The sequence below is a fragment of the Cryobacterium sp. RTC2.1 genome, assembly GCF_035018685.1.
Lineage (GTDB): Bacteria > Actinomycetota > Actinomycetes > Actinomycetales > Microbacteriaceae > Cryobacterium > Cryobacterium glucosi.
Map to the genome: position 1 here is coordinate 1 of NZ_JASJXJ010000003.1, position 17,746 is coordinate 17,746.

The following is a 17,746-nucleotide window of genomic DNA, read 5'->3' on the forward strand; positions in this document are numbered from 1 at the left end:
TGGGAGATCCGCATGGTGAAGGGCTCACCGCAAGTGCGGGCCCCTGGGTTGATCGATCCGCAACGACTCTGGCGGCCGCCGAACCGGCACCGCGCCCACCAAGTCCTCACCGGACCGCCCAACCGCGCATGACCAGTGACCCGGGCAACGAGTCGCCTCCGCTTCTCGCTCCGCGACACGGTCGGTGTGCCGGCGCTCGGTTAGACTCACGGGGTGTCGACGACCCCCGAACCGATCAACCGCGTCACGGTTGAAGAACGCCTGTTCAGCCTCGTGCTGGCCCTGATAGCGACCGAAATCGGCCTCACGAAGGCCGACATCCTCTCGACCGTTCAGGGCTACCGGCAGCGCTACGTGCACAGCGGCGACAATGCGAGCCTGGAACGGCAGTTCGAGCGGGACAAGGACGACATCCGCGAACTCGGAATCCCGCTCGAGACCGTCGAACAGCCCGACGATCCCGGCAATAACCGGTACCTGCGCTACCGGATCCCCAAGGGGCTCTACGAACTTCCGACCGACGTGTCCTTCTCCGGTGACGAACTGATGCTGCTCAAGCTCGCCGCGACCGTGTGGCGCGAGGGATCGCTCTCGGCGGAGTCCCGGCGCGCCCTGACCAAGCTCAACGCGCTCGGCGGAGCGGACGGCGACCCCGTGCTCGGGTACGCCCCGACCCTCCGGGTCCGCGACGCGTCCTTCGAACCGCTCAGCAAGGCCATGGACCGCGCGCACGTGGTCTCCTTCCTCTACCTCAAGCCCGGCGAGGCGGCGCCCCGGCGCCGTCAGGTGGCGCCGCGCGCCGTCGTCCAGCACGAAAGCCGTTGGCACCTGTTCGGTACCGACCTCGACGCCGGGGCGACCCGCACGTTCCTGCTGTCCCGCATCGTCGGACCGGTCGTGGTCGTCCCCGACCTGGTCGCACCCGAATCCGGGCCGGACGCCGGCCAGACCGCCCTCGCCGAACTCGATGCGCTCTCCGCGGCCAACGTCGCTGAGATCGAGGTCCTCCCGGGCAGCGATGCCGCGGTGCGTCTCGGCAAACGGGCGGCGGATGCCTCCGGCGGCGCCCAGCCGATCGCGGCACTCGTCCTGCACTACACGGACCTCAACATCCTCGCGGACGAGCTTTCCGGGTTCGGTCCCGAGGTCCTCGTGCTCTCCCCGCCGGCCCTCCGGGACGCCGTGCTCGACCGGCTGCTCCGCGTCCGCGACGCCCATGAGCCGCTCGAGGTGCGTTCATGACCCCCCGCGTGCCCCTCGGCGCCCCCGACAAGCTCACATTCCTGCTCTCGCTCGTTCCCTATCTCATCGACCACGACGGCATCAGCGTCACGGACGTCGCCGCTCACTTCGGCGTCGCGCCAGAGCGGGTGCGCGACGCGGTCACCCTCATCGCCGTTTCCGGGGTGCCCGGAGACACGAGCCAGTACCTGCCAGGGGATCTCTTCGACATCGAGTGGGGCCAATTCGAGGCCGACGACACGATCGTGCTGACCCACCTCGTGGCGATCGAGGACTCGCCACGGTTCTCCGCCCGCGAGGCCGCCGCGCTCATCGCAGGACTGCAATACCTCTCCTCGCTTCCCGAGAACGCCGACCGGGATGCGATCGCATCCTTGATGGCCAAGCTCAGCCGGAGCGCCACCGCCGCGCCGAGCCAGCTCGCCGTATCCGCTCGTACCTCGGGAGACGCCATCTCCCTTATCCAGTCCGCACTGCGCTCCGGCGTCCAGGTCAGGTTCGACTACCTGAACGCCCGCGGCGGGCAGGAAGAACGCTACGTCGACCCGCTCCGCGTCGAATCCGTCGACCGGGACTGGTACCTGCGCGGCTGGTGCCACCTGCGCGGAGCCGTCCGGACGTTCCGGCTCGACCGGATGAGCGCCCTCACCGTCACCGATCGCCCCGTGACGAGCCGCACCGAGGAACTCGTGCTGCCGGAGACCCTGTTCCAGGGCTCCGAATCCGACCTGGACGTCGTCGTGGAGCTCGCTGCCGGTGCGCTGCCGCTCCTGGGCGACTACCTCTCCGGCCGCCCGGTCCAGCACCTCGCGGGTGACCGGGTCAGGGCGACCCTGCGTGTCTCGCACTACCACGCACTCAAACGCCTCGTCGCGGGTCTCTCCGGGGTCGTGACCGTCGTCGAGCCCGCCGCCGCTCGCGAGATCGTGCGCGCGTGGGCGGATGCCGGCGCGGCACGGTATTCGGAGCCTGCGGCACCCAGTGCACCGGCAGGGCCGGGGGAGTAGCCGATGCCGTGGTGGAGTTGGCTCCTGAGCTGGACCGGCCTGGTGCTCGTCCTCCTCGGCATGCTGGCCTGGTTCGCCGTCATGCTCTTCCGGAAGCTGATGGCGCTCGCGGATGCAGTCGGCGCGCTCGGTGACCTCGTCGGGGAACTCGACACGGACCCGGCCGAGGAGACACGGCCGCCGCGGCGTCCTGCGATCTTCGCGGACGTGAACGAACTCGCCCTGACCGTCGACCTGCACCGCACCGCGCGTGAACGCTCCAGGCAGGAACGGCGCGATCGTCGGATCGCCAGAGGTAAGCTGTTGCAACACGGCCCGATCGTTAGACCAGACCCACCGATGAAGAGGACACGCCCTCATGCTTAACAACCTGACCGGATGGCACTTCCTGATCATCCTTGTCATCGTTCTGCTGCTCTTCGGTGCGCCCAAGCTTCCCGCACTCGCGCGCAGCCTCGGCCAGTCGATGAAGATCTTCAAGAGCGAGATCCGCAGCGATGAGCCCGCTGAGACGAAGAGCGCACCGGGGACGGACTCCGCCCCGGGAGTCGACGCGCCCGATCCGACGACAAAGCCGTAACCTCCGTGCCTGGGCGCACTCCTCGGCGCACGAACTCCGACGGGAAGATGTCCCTCGGACAGCATCTGCTCGAGCTGCGGAAACGCCTCTTCCTCGCGGCAGCCGGAATACTCGTCGGCGCCGTGATCGGCTATTTCCTGTCCGACTTCGTGTGGAACGCCCTCAGGGAGCCGATTTACACGATCGCGTCGGCACAGGGGCGCAGCGCGCAGCTGAACTACCCGGACATCACGAGCGCCTTTGACCTCAAGCTCAAGATCTCCGTCTACGTCGGAATCGTCATCTCGAGCCCGATGTGGCTGTACCAGGTCTTCGCGTTCCTGATGCCGGGCCTGACCCGCACGGAAAAGCGCTATACCTTCGGCTTCTTCTTCACCGCGGTGCCGCTGTTCCTGGCGGGCTGTGCCGCCGGCTTCTATGTCCTCCCGCACGTCGTTGAACTCATGACCGGCTTTGCACCGTCGCAGGACGCCGCGCTCATCACCGCTCAGAGCTATTTCGATTTCGTGCTGAAACTCGTCGTCGCGATCGGGATCGCATTTGTGCTGCCCGTCTTCATCGTGCTGCTGAACTTCGCCGGGGTGATCAGTGCGCAGTCGATCATCAAGTCCTGGCGGGTCGCCATCCTCGTGATCATCCTTTTCACCGCGATCGCGACCCCCGCCGCTGACGTCGTGTCGATGTTCCTCCTCGCCATCCCCATGGTGGTGCTGTACTTCGCCGCGTACGGGGTGGCCGTGCTGCACGACCGGCGTGCCGCCCGGCGCGCCCTCGCATTCGAACAGGAGCTGGCGCTCTAGGCGTCGACCATGACCTCTCTCCAGACCCCGGCCGAGCCGACGCCGGCCGAGCGCTTCGCAGCGGCCCGCGACCGGGCGAGCCGCCCCAGGCTCTCAGCTTTCCGAGCCGGCCTCCGGTTCGACCTCGACCCGTTCCAGATCGCCGCCTGCGCCTCCCTCGAGGACGGCAACAGCGTCCTCGTGGCGGCACCGACCGGAGCGGGCAAGACCCTGATCGCGGAATTCGCGATCTACCTGGCGATGAAGCAGTCGACCAAAAAGGTCTTCTACACCGCCCCGATGAAGGCGCTCAGCAACCAGAAGTTCCAGGAGCTCGTCGCCGAGTACGGGGCGGACGAAGTCGGCCTCCTCACCGGCGACACCAACGTGAACCCGCAGGCCCGGATCGTCGTCATGACGACCGAGGTGCTGCGCAACATGCTCTACGCGGACTCTGACCTGCTCACCAACCTCGCCTTCGTGGTGCTCGACGAAGTGCACTTCCTCGCCGACCGGTTCCGCGGCGCCGTGTGGGAAGAGGTCATCATCCACCTGCCCCAGAACGTGCGGATGGTGTCGCTGAGTGCGACCGTGTCCAACGCGGAGGAGTTCGGCGACTGGCTGCAGGCCGTTCGCGGCGAGACCGACGTGATCGTCTCCGAGGAACGGCCGGTGCCGCTCGAGCAGCATGTGCTCGTCAAGAGCAAGATGCTCGACCTGTTCGACGCTGCGGGCGCCGCGGGAACGCACCGGGTGAACCCGGAACTGGTCCGTCTGGCCCAGGGCGCGGGCCGCGGGGTCTCCGTCCGCCAGGACGGCAGGCACGGGGGCAACCGCGGCCGCGCGCAGCCCCCGCGTTCGACCTTCGAACCGGGCAGGATGGACAGAGCCGAGATCGTCCGGCTCCTCGGCGGCAAGCATCTGCTCCCCGCCATCTTCTTCATCTTCAGCAGGGTCGGCTGCGACCAGGCGGTCAACCAGGTCCTGCGGGCAGGCGTCCGCCTGACCGATGCCGCGGAACGGGCCGAGATCCGTGCGATCGTCGACGAACGCTGCCGCACCCTGCTCGACGAGGACCTCGGCGTGCTCGGCTACTTCGAATGGCTCGACGGTCTCGAACGCGGCGTCGCCGCCCACCATGCCGGCATGCTCCCCGCCTTCAAGGAGGTCGTCGAGGAACTCTTCCAGAAGAAGCTCGTCAAAGCGGTCTTCGCGACGGAGACCCTCGCCCTCGGGATCAACATGCCCGCGCGAACCGTCGTCCTCGACAAGCTCGAGAAGTTCAACGGCGAGGCCCGGGTCCCGATCACGCCGGGGGAGTACACCCAGCTCACCGGCCGCGCCGGCCGCCGCGGCATCGACGTCGAAGGCCACTCGGTCATCCAGTGGGCCTCAGGACTCGACCCGCAGACCGTCGCATCGCTCGCCTCCCGGCGCACGTACCCGCTCAATTCGAGCTTCAAGCCGACCTACAACATGGCCGTGAACCTGATCGACCAGTTCGGCCGTGACCGCACCCGCACGGTCCTGGAATCCTCATTCGCCCAGTTCCAGGCCGACAGGGCTGTCGTCGACATGGCCAGGGCCGTCCGCCAGCAGGAGGAATCCCTCACGGGCTTCGCCGCCTCGATGGTCTGCCACCTCGGAGACTTCACCGAGTACTCGGCGATCCGCCGCCGGCTCACCGAGGTCGAACGCGAGACGCTCACGGGGGAGACCGGCGCCCGCGCGGCGAAGGAACGCCGCCAGCGCGAGCTCGCGAGCCTCCGGAAGCGGCTGCGCGCGCATCCGTGCCACAACTGCCCCGAGCGCGAGTCGCACGCCCGCTGGGCGCAGCGGTGGTGGAAACTGCGTCGGGAAACGGATGCCCTCACCAAGCAGATCACGACCCGCACGGGAGCCGTCGCCCGCGTCTTCGACCGCGTCACCGAGGTCCTCCTCGGTTACGGCTACCTGCTCGAAGACCGGGACGGTGCGGTGACCCTGAGCGAGAGCGGCCTCATCCTCCGGCGGATCTATGCCGACAGGGACCTGCTCGTCGCCGAGTCCCTGCGCCGCGGCTTGTGGAACGACCTCGACCCGGCCGGGCTCGCGGCGATGGCCTGCGCCCTCGTCTTCGAACCAAGACGCGAAGAGGGACTGATCGACGAGCGCTACCTGCCGCGGGGCCCGTTCCGCGCAGCCCTGCACGACACCCAGGAGCTCTGGAGCCGCCTCGACGACCTCGAACGGGACCACCAGCTGCCTGGCAGTAACCCGCTCGCGGTCGGACTCAGCCTTGCCATGTGGAAATGGGCCCGTGACGGCTCGCTCATCGACGTCCTCGACGAGGCCGAAATGGCCGCGGGGGACTTCGTACGCTGGACCAAGCAGACCATCGACCTCCTTGATCAGCTGTCCGTCGTCGCCGATGCCCCGGTCGGCGCGACAGCCCGGATCGCGCTCGATGCCATTCGACGCGGCATCGTCGCATACTCGTCGTTCGCCTAGGCCGTGCAGATGAGTGTCGTGCAGGCGGGTGTCGTGCCGGTGAGTGTCGTGCCGGTGAGTGTCGCCCCGGTGAACCGTGTCGACGTACAGGTGAACCGCGTCGGGAGGTCCGCGGACCGCGGGGACTTCCGCCTGCCGCTCCCGGCCGCCCTGGTGCTGGCAGCGGGCGCGGGCGCCATCCTCGACGGCGGGTTCCCCGACCGCTCCTGGTGGATCCTCGCTCCGGTCGGCGTACTGCTGATGTTCCTCGCCCTGCTCGGCCGCCGGCCGGGACCGGCGCTTCTGGTCGGCATGGTCGCCGGACTGTCCTTCTGGCTGATCCACATCAGCTGGATCACCCTCTACCTCGGCCCGGTGCCCTGGCTCGCCCTCGGCGGACTCGAGGCGATCTTCTTCGGCGTCGGGCTGTGGCTCATCGCCGTGGTCCTCAACCGCGGACCGCTGGCCTGGCCGACCCGATGGGGACGCCTGGGCATGGTTCCGCTGGTCGTGGCCGGCCTCTGGACGGCGCGTGAGGCGATTTCCGCGGTCTGGCCGTACGGCGGCTTCGCCTGGGGCCGCGTGGCGATCTCGCAGTCGGAGAGTCCGTTTGCCGGCCTCGTCGCCTGGGTCGGGATGTCCGGGCTCACCTTCCTGATCGTCTGGCTGAGTGCCCTCGCGCTGCAGCTGCTGCGTGAGGTGGGCTGGGGCGTGCTGGCCAGGTGGACCGTGCTCACGGCATCCGTCGCCCTGCTCCTCCTCGTGCCGGCGGTGTCCATCGCCCAGTCGGGGGAGGCCAGGATCGCCGCCGTCCAGGGCGCTTCCGATGCCGGGCTCTTTGCGCGGTATTCGCCGGGGCAGATCCTCGCCGACCACACCTCAGCCACCCTCCCGCTCGTCGGGCAGCCGGTCGACTTCGTCGTGTGGCCGGAGAACGGCAGTGACATCGACCCGACCCGGTCGCAGGACGCCGCCGACGTCCTCGACTACGTCAGCCGCGCGATGGTGGCCCCGCTCATCACGGGAACGATCACGTACCGGGACGGCAAGTACTACAACACGAGCCTGCTCTGGAAGGCGGGGGAGGGCGTCACAGCGCTCTACGACAAGGTCCACCCGGTACCGTTCGCAGAATACATGCCTGATCGGGCATTTTGGCGCCCCTTTGCCCCGGAGTTGATCGACCTGATCTCGCGGGACTACCAGCTCGGCACCCAGCCGAACGTCTTCGACGTCAACGGGATCCTGGCCGGCATCGCGATCTGCTTCGACATCGCAGACGACCAGCTGGTTCACCAGATGATCGACTCCGGGGCCACGGTCATCCTGGCGCAGACCAACAACGCCGACTTCGGGCACACGGACGAGAGCGTCCAGCAGCTCGCGATCGCCCGTCTGCGCGCAATCGAGGCCGGGCGGACCGTCGTCAATATTTCGACGGTCGGGTCGAGCGCCATCATCGCGCCCGACGGCCACACGATGGACAGCCTGCCGACGTGGGTGCCAGGGGCCATGGTGCAGACCGTTCCGCTCAGCACGACGCTGACCCCCGCGATGGTTGCCGGTCGGGGCATCGAGTGGCTTGTCTCCGGGCTCGGACTCGCGGGGCTCGTCTTCTGCCTGTTCTTCGCGCCGTCCGCCCGGAGCGATGCGCGCCGGCGTGCAGAGGTGGCATCGATCCGGCCGGTTAACGCAGAACGCACCCGACGGAATCGGGTGCGTGCGTAGTGTCTGCTCGGTGTCAGGCGCCGATCTTCTGCTGGCCGCGACGTGCGCGGAGGAACGCGAGGCGCTCCTGCAACAGTTCCTCGAGCTCGGGACGGGTGCGACGTTCCAGGAGCATGTCCCAGTGTGTGCGCGGTACCTTCTCGGCCGAGTGATCGACGATGACGGGCTTGGAATCGACGAGCCGGGTGGCCGTCTGGGAACAGAACCGGCATTCCCACTCGTCGGGGGCTTCCGCCTCCGCCGAAAAGATCATCACCGTCTCTCGTGAGCACGTTGCACACAGGTATGTGTGACTAACTCGTGGTGAAAAGGTTACGCCCTCTTCGCTTTGAAGGCTTTGTGCGCCCAACCTCATGCCACGCAAACTGCGATCCGCCATTGTGTGGTCTCCTCTCGCGATGCAACTCTCAGTTATAAACCGTCAAGCTGGGCGTTATCTTTCCGTTATGCCCCTACTCGGTGATAACTCTCAGTTTCGGAAGTGGGATTTATGGCATGCCGGGCGTGTCGCGGGCTGTTCCGCGGTCGGTTCCACGGTCGGATCTGCGGTCCACGAGCGCGGCGGCGAGGTCTGGTCGGTCGGTGACAAGGCCGTCGACACCGGTGTCCAGCAGTCGTTCCATGGCGGCGGGGTCGTTGACCGTCCAGACGTGAACCTCGACGCCCGCCGAGTGGATGGCCCTTACGAAGTGGGGTGTCACCACTCGCAGCACTGATGCCGACTCCGGAACCTGGACCGCAACGCATCCGTTGAGAACGCGTCGCAGCAGCGCCCTGTTCCCGAGCCGCGCGGCGACAACGGACTGAGCCACAACCGGCGCGGACGCGCTCGACGCGACTCCGGGAAGGAGCCGGAGCGTCTTCCTGCGTCGTTCCTCGGAGAACGAGGTCACCAGGACCCGCCCGGTCGCTCCCGCCGCAAGAACGGCGGCCGCCGTCGCGGCAATGGCGCCCTCGGATTTCACGTCGAGGTTGAACAGCGCCTCCGGGAAGGCCTCGAGGGCTTCCGTCAGTGAGGAGAAGGACTGGCCGTAGCCGAGGTCGATCCGCTGCAGTTCGGCGATACGCAGCTCCTCGAGCGGGATGTCCAACTCGGGCAGTGCCAGACTCGCGTCATGACTGAGCACGGCGACCCCGTCACGGGAGGCGTGCACGTCGGTCTCCAGGTGGGTCGCGCCGTGCTCGAGCGCGTGCCGGAAGGCGAGGACCGTGTTCTCGGGGGCGTTCAGTGCGAGGCCGCGGTGCGCGAAAATGCGCGGGGGCGACCCGGCCAGGAATGCAGGGGGGCCGCCCGAAACCACGGGGCTACCCCTCTGCGGCGTGTGAGCCGGCCGGCGCGTCGGCGGGAATCTCCACGGACGGCCCGGCGGACGCGGCAGCCGGGGGAGCGGCGGCCGGGGAGGTGGAGGAACCGGCGACGGGCCGCTCTCCGAAAGCGCGGCCGATGCCCTTCATCGCCTCGGTGAGTTCGCTCGGCACGATCCACAGCTTGTTCGCACTGCCCTCTGCGAGCTTCGGCAGGGTCATCAGGTACTGGTAGGCGAGGAGTTTCGGGTCGGGGTCGCCTTCGTGGATCGCCCGGAACACGGTCGTGATGGCCTCGGCCTCACCCTGGGCCCGCAGCACAGCCGCCTTCGCGTCGCCCTCCGCGGAGAGGATGGCCGCCTGTCGGGCGCCCTCCGCCGTGAGGATGGCGGACTGCTTGGTGCCCTCTGCGGTCAGGATCAGCGCGCGACGGTCACGCTCGGCGCGCATCTGCTTCTCCATCGAGTCCTGGATGGAGTGCGGCGGATCAATGGCCTTGAGCTCGACTCTGCCGACCCGGATGCCCCACTTGCCCGTTGCTTCGTCGAGAACGATGCGGAGCTGGCCGTTGATGTTGTCACGGCTCGTAAGCGCTTCCTCGAGGTTCAGCCCGCCGACGACGTTACGGAGGGTCGTCGTCGTGAGCAGTTCGACCGCGCCCAGGTAGTTGGCGATCTCATAGGTCGCTGCCCGGGCATCCGTCACCTGGAAGTACACGACCGTGTCGATCGACACGACGAGGTTGTCCTCGGTGATCACCGGCTGGGGCGGGAAGGACACGACCTGCTCGCGCAGGTCGATGAGGGGACGCAGCCTGTCGACGAACGGGATCAGGATGTTGAGGCCGGGCATGAGCGTCTTGTGGTACCTGCCCAGCCTTTCCACGACCCCGGCCCTGGCCTGGGGGATGATGCGGATGGATTTCGCGAGGGTGACGATCACGAAGATGACCAGCGCCGCGACGAAGGCCACAACGATCACCTGCACGACGACCTGGGTCGGATCATTCATGAAATGTTCCTTTCTGCGGGGATGACCACTGCGGTCGCCCCGTCGATGGCGATGACGATGACGCGTTCGCCCGGCGTAAAAACGGCCGGCTCGACGAGGGGGGAGAAGCGCGCGGTCCAGGTCTCACCGTTCGCGAGGCGCACCTGGGCGAGGGCGCCGGTCGAGCTCACGATGTGACCGTCCTGGCCGAGGAGGGCGTCGACGTTGCTGAGGGTCGGGTCGCCACCTCGTTTGAGCACCCGGAGCAGGGGCGGGCGGATGCCGAGCAGCAGCACCATGGACAGGAGCGCCGCGATCACGAGCTGGCCCCACCACGGCACACCGAACAGGCCGGAAATCAGGCCGCCGAGACTGCCAAGGGAAATCATCAGGAACGTGAGGTCAAGAGTGACCATCTCGATCGTGATGAAGATCAATATGAGCACCAGCCAGACAACCCACGCGTAATTCGCAGCGAATACGTCCATAGTGACCCTCCCCATTGTGTTCCCCTTCTCAAACTAGCAGGTGTGCCGACAAGGGCGGGGTCGGGGTTCTTGGTAAGGTCTTCTGCTAGACCCAGTTCGTTATTTGAGGAGTTCGTGTGACCAACCCACTTGCCGCAGGTTCACTGAACGGACAGCGTGTCCTCGTCACCGGCTCTTCCCGGGGCGTGGGAGCCGCGACCGTCGGAATCTTCGCGGAGGCCGGAGCGAGCGTCGTCATCAACTTCCGCAACAAGGAGGCGCGGGCGATCAAAGTCGCCGACGCCATCCGCGCGGCCGGCGGAACGGCCATCACCGCGGGCGCCGACCTCACCGATGAGGCCTCGGTCGCAGCCATGATCGAAACGATCCGCGCGGAATACGGCGGACTCGACATCCTCGTGATGAATGCCTCAGGCGGCATGGAAACCGGGATGGCCCCCGACTACGCGATGAAGCTCAACCGGGATGCCCAGCTCAACCTGCTCGCGGCCGCTCGCCCCCTGCTGGGCGCCGGCGCCAGGGTCGTGTTCGTCACGAGCCACCAGGCGCACTTCTTCGAGACAGCCCCGACCATGCCGGAGTACGTACCGGTCGCGCGGAGCAAGCGTGCGGGTGAGGACGCGCTGCGCGCGCTCATCCCCGAACTCGACTCCGAAGGCATCGGTTTCGTCGTGGTCTCCGGAGACATTATCGAGGGCACCGTCACCGCGACGCTCCTCGAGCGTTCGAGCCCCGGAACGATGAGCGCCCGCAAGGTCGCCGCAGGTCGCCTGTACAACGTGAGCGAATTCGCCGCAGAGGTGGCCCTGGCCGCCGTCGAGCCGGTTCCCGCGGGCAACACCCGGTACGTCGGCGACACCACCGACATGGTCACCGACTAGCGAGGTCAGTCTGTGACGCTGGTGCGCGCGCCGCGTCCGAGCGTGAACGACACAACCAGCTGGACCAGGCCGGACACGATCAGGAACACCCCGCCGACGATGACGAGCACGCCGAGCGAGTTCACGGGGGAGAGCAGCACCACGATTCCGGCCACGATGCTGATCACAGCGAAGAGGATGCCGAACCACCTGCTCGAGTCCGAGGCCGTTTCGACGAGCGCCGCAACACCCTCGATCAGCCACGAGATCCCGATGACCATGCCGAGCACGGCGATCGTCCCGATCGGATTGCGGATCGCGATGACACCGGCGACGAGCAGCAGCACACCGAGCAGGATGTTCAGCACCCGGACGCCTGCGCCGCCGCCGGCCATGACGATGCCGCGCACGATCCGGACGATTCCGCCGATCAGGAAGTAGAGGCCGAAGAGGACGGCCACGATGGTGAGCGTCGCTCCCGGCCAGACCAGGATCATCACGCCGAGCACGATGGCGACGACCCCGCCGACGGCCATGGCGGTTCGCATCGTGGTCAGTTCGGGCTTGCTCAGGCGGCTCGTGTCCACCGTGAGATCGAATTCGGTGACGGGATGAGACATGACTGCGCTCCTCGGACTCGAAATACCACTGGGGACGCCTGGGCGTCTGGTTCGGTCACCCAGACTGTAGCGAGGACGGCCCCTGGCGCGCAATGGTCGCCGGGGGAGTTCACCCCGCTCGCGCATTGCGCGATGCTGGTTGAATGGAGCCATGATGAGTCTTCCTCCGCACGCCGCCGACATCCACGATCTGATTCGGGTTCAGGGCGCGAGGGAGAACAACCTCAAGAACGTCACCATCGACATCCCGAAACGTCGCCTGACGGTGTTCACCGGCGTCTCCGGTTCGGGAAAGAGTTCCCTCGTGTTCAGTACGATCGCCGCAGAGTCCCAGCGGATGATCAACGAGACGTACAGCGCCTTCCTGCAGGGCTTCATGCCGACCCTCGCGCGGCCGGATGTGGACGTGCTCGAGGGGCTCACGACCGCGATCATCGTCGACCAGGAGCGCATGGGCGCCAATTCCCGGTCAACGGTCGGAACCGCGACCGACGCGAACGCGCTGCTGCGCATCCTCTTCAGCCGGCTGGGGCAGCCGCATATCGGCTCGCCGCAGGCGTACTCCTTCAACGTCGCCTCGATCAGCGGAGCGGGAGCGGTCACGCTCGAACGGGCGGGCAAGACCGTGAAGGAACGACGCAGTTTCACGATCACCGGCGGCATGTGCCCCCGGTGCGAGGGCATGGGCACGGTCAACGACATCGACCTCACCCAGCTCTATGATTCCGCCAAATCGCTCAACGAGGGTGCGCTCACGATTCCCGGCTACACCCCGGACGGCTGGGGCGTGCGGATCTTCACGGGGTCGGGCTTCCTCGACGCGGACAAGCCGATCCGCGACTACAGCGCGCAGGAGCTCGAGGACTTCCTGTACCGGGAACCGACCAAGGTGAAGGTGGGGGACATCAACATGACCTACGAGGGTCTGGTCCCCAAGGTCCAGAAGGCCTTCCTCTCCAAAGACCGCGAGGCGATGCAGCCGCACATCCGCGTGTTCGTGGACCGCGCGGTCACGTTCACGACCTGCCCGGAGTGCCGGGGGACCCGCCTCAGTGCGGCCGCGCGGTCCTCGAAGGTCGCAGGCATCAGTATCGCGGATGCCTGCTCCCTGCAGATCAGCGACCTGGCCGGGTGGGTTCGCGCTCTCGACGAACCCTCCGTGTTGCCGCTCCTGACCGCGCTGCGCCAGCTCCTCGATTCCTTCGTCGAGATCGGACTGGGCTATCTCTCCCTTGACCGGCCGGCCGGCACCCTCTCCGGCGGTGAAGCCCAGCGCACCAAGATGATCCGGCACCTGGGATCCTCGCTGACCGACGTGACCTACGTCTTCGACGAACCCACCATCGGGCTGCACCCCCATGACATCGAACGGATGAACACGTTGCTGCTGCAGCTGCGGGACAAGGGAAACACGGTGCTCGTCGTCGAGCACAAGCCGGAGACGATCGTGATCGCCGACCACGTCGTCGACCTCGGCCCTGGCGCGGGAACGGCCGGCGGCACGGTCTGCTTCGAGGGCACCGTCGAGGAACTCCGATCCAGCGGCACCCTGACCGGTCGTCATTTCGACGACCGCTCCGCCCTCAAGAACACCGTGCGCACGCCCAGGGGGGCGCTCGAGATCCGCGGCGCAACGAGGAACAACCTGCAGGGCGTCGACGTCGACATCCCGCTCGGCGTGCTCGTCGTGCTGACCGGGGTGGCCGGGTCGGGAAAGAGTTCGCTCGTGCACGGTTCCATCCCGGCAGGCGCGGATGTGGTGTCGATCGACCAGGGTGGCATCCGGGGTTCCCGACGCAGCAACCCGGCGACGTACACCGGAATGCTCGAGCCGATCCGCAAGGCCTTCGCCAAAGCCAACGGGGTCAAGCCTGCGCTGTTCAGTTCCAACTCCGAGGGCGCCTGCGCCAATTGCAACGGGGCAGGCGTCATCTACACCGACCTCGGCGTGATGGCCACCGTCGCGACGACCTGCGAGGTCTGCGAGGGCAAGCGGTTCGAGGCATCCGTGCTCGACTACCACCTCGGCGGGCGCGACATCAGCGAGGTCCTTGCCATGTCGGTCACCGAGGCCGAAAGTTTCTTCGGTTCGGGGGAGGCGCGCACGCCCGCCGCTCACGCGATCCTCGTCCGGCTGGCCGATGTCGGACTCGGCTATCTCGGCCTGGGACAGCCGCTGACGACCCTGTCCGGGGGCGAACGACAGCGGCTCAAGCTCGCGAGCCAGATGGCAGAGAAAGGCGACATCTACGTCCTGGACGAACCGACCACCGGCCTCCACCTCGCCGACGTCGAGCAGCTTCTCGGCCTGCTCGACAGGCTGGTCGACTCCGGCAAGTCCGTGATCGTCGTCGAACACCACCAGGCGGTCATGGCACACGCCGACTGGATCATCGACCTCGGCCCCGGTGCGGGCCACGACGGCGGACGGATCGTCTTCGAAGGAACGCCCGCCGATCTCGTCGCCGCCCGGTCCACCCTCACCGGCCAGTTCCTCGCTGCGTACGTCGGCGCCTGACCGGGCCGCCCGGCTCCGCTGGCCGTCAGACAGAATCCGACGCGATAACGCCGACAAAACAACGACGACAAAACAACGACGACACGGCTCAGATTACAGGCATCCGGTTACCGGCAACGATGCGTGTGCAACCATGTCGTGTTGCTGATCCGCTCCTGGCTAAGGCTCCGAGAAGCCAGGACCCATGGCTAGTCCCGCGTAGCGAGCGAAGGTTGCTCCGGCGAGCAGGGCGTGTCTCTGAACGATGTCCTCGGACATGCCAAGCTGCGCTGCCAGAATTGTTGGCGCACCCAAAAGGACCATGTCTCGCCAAGCAGCTGTCCTACCCAGGGATGTCGGAATACCTTCGCGTGCCAGCGCGATGCTGGTGTAGGCCGGCGCGAGGTGCCTCCCGGGGAACGTCCCGGGGAAGAGCCATGGAGAGTTCTTGTGAGCGGCTGTCTGTAGGTTCGTCCGATTCGCGACCCAAGCGCGCATCATCGCGTCAAAGGGCGCTGGGATAGAAATCCAGTCGTCCACGATGCGGAGTTGAATGCCATCGGCGATCTCTCGAACCTGGTCCAATTGCATGGCCATGATGCGATTTAAGGGTTGGCCGAATATCAAAACGAGGCCTCCAATAATTCGAAGGTTGGGCAACAGCTCATCATCTGTGATGACCCGGCGGATCCCTGCTATCCGTTCCGCGTGACCATATCCTCCCCGATTAGCAAGATTGCGTTTAGGCAACTCGAGTCTGCGGACTAACCGATGTTCCATGGCCCAGTAGAGGAACATATGGGCGTGTTGCCTGGTCGACGGGCCACTGCTTAGCCATCGGTCGAGGTGGGCCTGGCCCATGTTGCCAAGCCGGGTGTCCGAATCCGACAGCCAATTGAGCAGCTCGACCGCGACCGTTGTGGTCTGCTTCACGCTTAGGAAAAGGCCGACGTCGACCGCGCCGGCCGTCCGGAACTTTTCGAGAAGCCGTTTGTTTTGGTGCCAACGAAGAAAGCGTCGCATTATCGAGCTGTGCTCCGCGTCAACCAGTGTTTGAATCTTCGCTTCCGACCAGATACGGAACTCCTCAAGATAGCGGTCGCGCGGCGGCAGCGTGCCGTGCGTGATCAGCAACTCCCTGATGTAGTCGACGGTCCTCGACCGAGGAAGGTCGTCGAAAGCCTCGTGGGTGAGCTCGACATCGCCGCTACCGAGAGATCTCAGCAGCTCGTTCACGCGGGGGAGTTTGAGCCAAGTGAGACCGCTATTCGGTCGCTCCATTGACCCCAGGGCGTCGAGGATCGGCTGGAGCTGTGGCCTGAGGACGCCAGTTGAGTTTGAAAGGACTGCGGCAGCTTCTGATTTGAGAACGCACCGCAAGCAGCGGTTGCCCCGATAGAGTTCAGACTCCTGACCACATTCAACGCAGTCGACATTGAGGGAAATTCCGCTGCAGGATCGGCAGGTGTTGCCCACTGAGCTGATTCCGGGGAGCACTCCAACGTGGCCACAGGCTGCGCAGGCTCCGTGCGTCCGCTTCGCAGCCATGTAGCAGTATCCGCAGATGAGCCCTTCTGGCCAGCGAGCTGCAGGGACGTAAGCCATGTCGCAACGAGCACACGGATCGAAGCTCTCTGGATCCTCCGGCTTTTTGGGCCGGCTCATTTATCGGGAACGATCTGAGCTCTGACCGGCCGCTTCTCAGTGCTGATGTCTATCACTTCGGCCGAGTTGACGGCCTTTCGATGCTCGGCAGTCTGAACGAATGGCTCAACCAGTTCGTTTGGCGAGCAATCGAAGATGTCGCAGAGGGCAACGAGGGTGCGAAGCGAGAGTCGCTCTGGCTTTTCCGCAACCAGCCTATAGACCTGTGCCGCAGAGAGGTTGATTCCTCGGTCACGGAGCAGGGGAGCTAAGTCGGTCGTCTTCCAGAGGTTGTGGGCTGCCATCAGCCCTCTCAGGTTCCAGTTGTAGTCGAGCTTCCGTCTAGTGGTCATGAGATGGCTTCTTTCTGAGTGAGCGCTTCGGCCATGCCGGCGTCGAGGACGTTTCGGAGAGTTCGCGTCCGGAAGTCAGACGACACCGAGGTATAGATGGAGGTGCTCGATGCGTGGGAGTGTCCGACCTGCTCCTGGACGAATCGTGGGTCGTAGCCGTCTTCGATGAGGTGGGTGACGTAAGAGTGCCGCAGGCAGTGGGGCCCGATCTCAGTCGGGAGCCCAACCTCATCTCGCCAGCCTGCGAACCGGCGCCCCAAAGCTTCGGGACCAACCCTGCCAACACGTTCGCTCGGCCAGAGGGCGGATCCACGGGCAGCTGTGGCGAACTGACGGCGATAGTCCGCTACCCATTCATCCAGAACATCGACGGACCACGGGAAGATAGTCAGAACGGACCTCCTGCGCGGTGCGCCGCCCTTGATCGCCTTTCCCCATCTCACGTACAGAACTCCCTTGTCGCGGAATTCTGGCGCATGCGGATTGGACCCGAAATCTTCAAGATCAAGCATTTGGAACTCTCGGCGCCTAAGCCCAAAGGCATAAGCGACCTTGAACGCAGTGGCATCGCGCTGTGCGGGAAGCCACCCCTTGTTATTGGACTTACGCAGCCGGATGACCTCATCGTCCGCATGGTCGAACAACTTCTGTAGCTCGATTCGGGTAAGAGACCTGCGCTGTGGGCGACCCTCATAGTCCTGGGTATGAATCCTCGTGTTCCAGTCGAAGCAGATCTGAACAGGATGATCGCCAAAGAGACGTTCACAGACCGATGTCCATTCGTACCGCGGATCGCAAACAAAGTCGAGAAAGAGGCGGATTGACGACTGATAGGTCCGCGCCGTACTTGCCGCGATCTTGCGACCGCCTTGCTCGGTCATGAAGTCCTCGAGATCCCCAGCCGTCCACTTCCACGGGTAGTCGTTTACAAATGCCTGGAAATGGCGAACGAGGTCCAACCGCGGCTGAATCGTCGTTTGGACCAGCCCACGAGCCGTCTGCTGGTCCGCCCAGCCCGTCAACATTGCCGCAAACGTTTGCTCGTCGGGGCGCAAAAGAATGGAACTGCTCGACCGAAGAATCTCAGGAGCGAAGCCGGCCTCGGATCGACGTCCAGCCATTTCAAGCCTCCACGATCAGATGGTGGAATCATTCGTTAGATGAACGATAAGGCTCGCAACCCA

17 protein-coding genes are annotated in these 17,746 nt (G+C 65.9%); 9 read left to right on the forward strand and 8 right to left on the reverse strand.

The window, feature by feature from the left end; translation table 11 throughout:
- Positions 1-213: 213 nt before the first annotated feature.
- Genes QN357_RS00705 through lnt form a run of 7 tightly spaced genes read left to right on the forward strand, consistent with a single transcriptional unit; the run spans position 214 to position 7,805 of the window.
- Positions 214-1,242 carry a helix-turn-helix transcriptional regulator gene (locus QN357_RS00705; protein WP_241984946.1) on the forward strand — a complete coding sequence of 343 codons (1,029 nt, stop codon included), beginning with the start codon at positions 214-216 and terminating at the stop codon, positions 1,240-1,242.
- Positions 1,239-2,249: a WYL domain-containing protein gene (locus QN357_RS00710; RefSeq protein ID WP_322135831.1), complete on the forward strand. Its 1,011-nt coding sequence runs from the start codon at positions 1,239-1,241 to the stop codon at positions 2,247-2,249. The genes QN357_RS00705 and QN357_RS00710 overlap by 4 nt, the downstream gene beginning before the upstream one ends.
- Positions 2,250-2,252: 3 nt before the next feature.
- A complete protein-coding gene (locus tag QN357_RS00715; protein WP_322135832.1) occupies positions 2,253-2,615 on the forward strand; it encodes a hypothetical protein in 363 nt (120 codons plus the stop codon).
- A complete protein-coding gene (tatA, locus tag QN357_RS00720; protein WP_134561105.1) occupies positions 2,608-2,829 on the forward strand; it encodes a twin-arginine translocase TatA/TatE family subunit in 222 nt (73 codons plus the stop codon). Before QN357_RS00715 ends, tatA begins: the two co-directional genes overlap by 8 nt.
- Before the next feature lie 47 nt (positions 2,830-2,876).
- Positions 2,877-3,629: a twin-arginine translocase subunit TatC gene (gene tatC, locus QN357_RS00725; RefSeq protein WP_134446563.1), complete on the forward strand. Its 753-nt coding sequence runs from the start codon at positions 2,877-2,879 to the stop codon at positions 3,627-3,629.
- A gap of 9 nt (positions 3,630-3,638) precedes the next feature.
- Positions 3,639-6,098, forward strand: coding sequence for a DEAD/DEAH box helicase (locus QN357_RS00730; protein WP_134446562.1), 2,460 nt, complete (start codon positions 3,639-3,641; stop codon positions 6,096-6,098).
- Positions 6,099-6,107: 9 nt separating this feature from the next.
- Positions 6,108-7,805: an apolipoprotein N-acyltransferase gene (gene lnt / locus QN357_RS00735; protein WP_134446561.1), complete on the forward strand. Its 1,698-nt coding sequence runs from the start codon at positions 6,108-6,110 to the stop codon at positions 7,803-7,805.
- Positions 7,806-7,818: 13 nt separating this feature from the next.
- On the opposite strand, the gene QN357_RS00740 is transcribed toward lnt, so the two are convergent.
- The 4 genes from QN357_RS00740 to QN357_RS00755 all read right to left on the reverse strand — a co-directional run bounded on the left by QN357_RS00740 (position 7,819) and on the right by QN357_RS00755 (position 10,588).
- On the reverse strand, positions 7,819-8,184 hold the full coding sequence (locus QN357_RS00740) for an RNA polymerase-binding protein RbpA (protein WP_134446560.1): 366 nt from the start codon (positions 8,182-8,184) through the stop codon (positions 7,819-7,821).
- 109 nt (positions 8,185-8,293) lie between these two features.
- A complete protein-coding gene (locus QN357_RS00745; protein WP_322140809.1) occupies positions 8,294-9,106 on the reverse strand; it encodes a glycerophosphodiester phosphodiesterase family protein in 813 nt (270 codons plus the stop codon).
- Positions 9,107-9,110: 4 nt separating this feature from the next.
- A complete protein-coding gene (locus QN357_RS00750; protein WP_134446558.1) occupies positions 9,111-10,121 on the reverse strand; it encodes an SPFH domain-containing protein in 1,011 nt (336 codons plus the stop codon).
- Positions 10,118-10,588 carry an NfeD family protein gene (locus tag QN357_RS00755; protein WP_134558398.1) on the reverse strand — a complete coding sequence of 157 codons (471 nt, stop codon included), beginning with the start codon at positions 10,586-10,588 and terminating at the stop codon, positions 10,118-10,120. Before QN357_RS00755 ends, QN357_RS00750 begins: the two co-directional genes overlap by 4 nt.
- 116 nt (positions 10,589-10,704) lie before the next feature.
- Between QN357_RS00755 and QN357_RS00760 the strand changes: the two genes are divergently transcribed.
- The gene (locus tag QN357_RS00760) at positions 10,705-11,469 is read left to right on the forward strand and encodes an SDR family oxidoreductase (RefSeq protein ID WP_134446556.1); all 765 of its coding nucleotides are present in this window, start codon (positions 10,705-10,707) and stop codon (positions 11,467-11,469) included.
- Positions 11,470-11,474: 5 nt separating this feature from the next.
- Here QN357_RS00760 and QN357_RS00765 read toward each other — a convergent pair whose 3' ends face one another.
- Positions 11,475-12,068, reverse strand: a complete 594-nt coding sequence (locus QN357_RS00765) for an HdeD family acid-resistance protein (RefSeq protein ID WP_166787271.1) — start codon at positions 12,066-12,068, stop codon at positions 11,475-11,477.
- 151 nt (positions 12,069-12,219) lie between these two features.
- Here QN357_RS00765 and QN357_RS00770 point away from each other — a divergent pair, with 151 nt between their 5' ends.
- Positions 12,220-14,586, forward strand: a complete 2,367-nt coding sequence (locus QN357_RS00770; protein WP_322140808.1) for an excinuclease ABC subunit UvrA — start codon at positions 12,220-12,222, stop codon at positions 14,584-14,586.
- 159 nt (positions 14,587-14,745) lie between these two features.
- Here the strand turns inward: QN357_RS00770 and QN357_RS00775 are convergent, their stop codons facing one another.
- The 3 genes from QN357_RS00775 to QN357_RS00785 form a co-directional block, all read right to left on the reverse strand.
- Positions 14,746-15,801 carry a hypothetical protein gene (locus QN357_RS00775; protein WP_323504286.1) on the reverse strand — a complete coding sequence of 352 codons (1,056 nt, stop codon included), beginning with the start codon at positions 15,799-15,801 and terminating at the stop codon, positions 14,746-14,748.
- A 425-nt stretch (positions 15,802-16,226) separates the two neighbouring features.
- Positions 16,227-16,562 carry a helix-turn-helix transcriptional regulator gene (locus QN357_RS00780; protein WP_323504287.1) on the reverse strand — a complete coding sequence of 112 codons (336 nt, stop codon included), beginning with the start codon at positions 16,560-16,562 and terminating at the stop codon, positions 16,227-16,229.
- Positions 16,559-17,683, reverse strand: a complete 1,125-nt coding sequence (locus tag QN357_RS00785) for a tyrosine-type recombinase/integrase (RefSeq protein WP_323504288.1) — start codon at positions 17,681-17,683, stop codon at positions 16,559-16,561. Before QN357_RS00785 ends, QN357_RS00780 begins: the two co-directional genes overlap by 4 nt.
- Between the last annotated feature and the right edge of the window lie 63 nt (positions 17,684-17,746).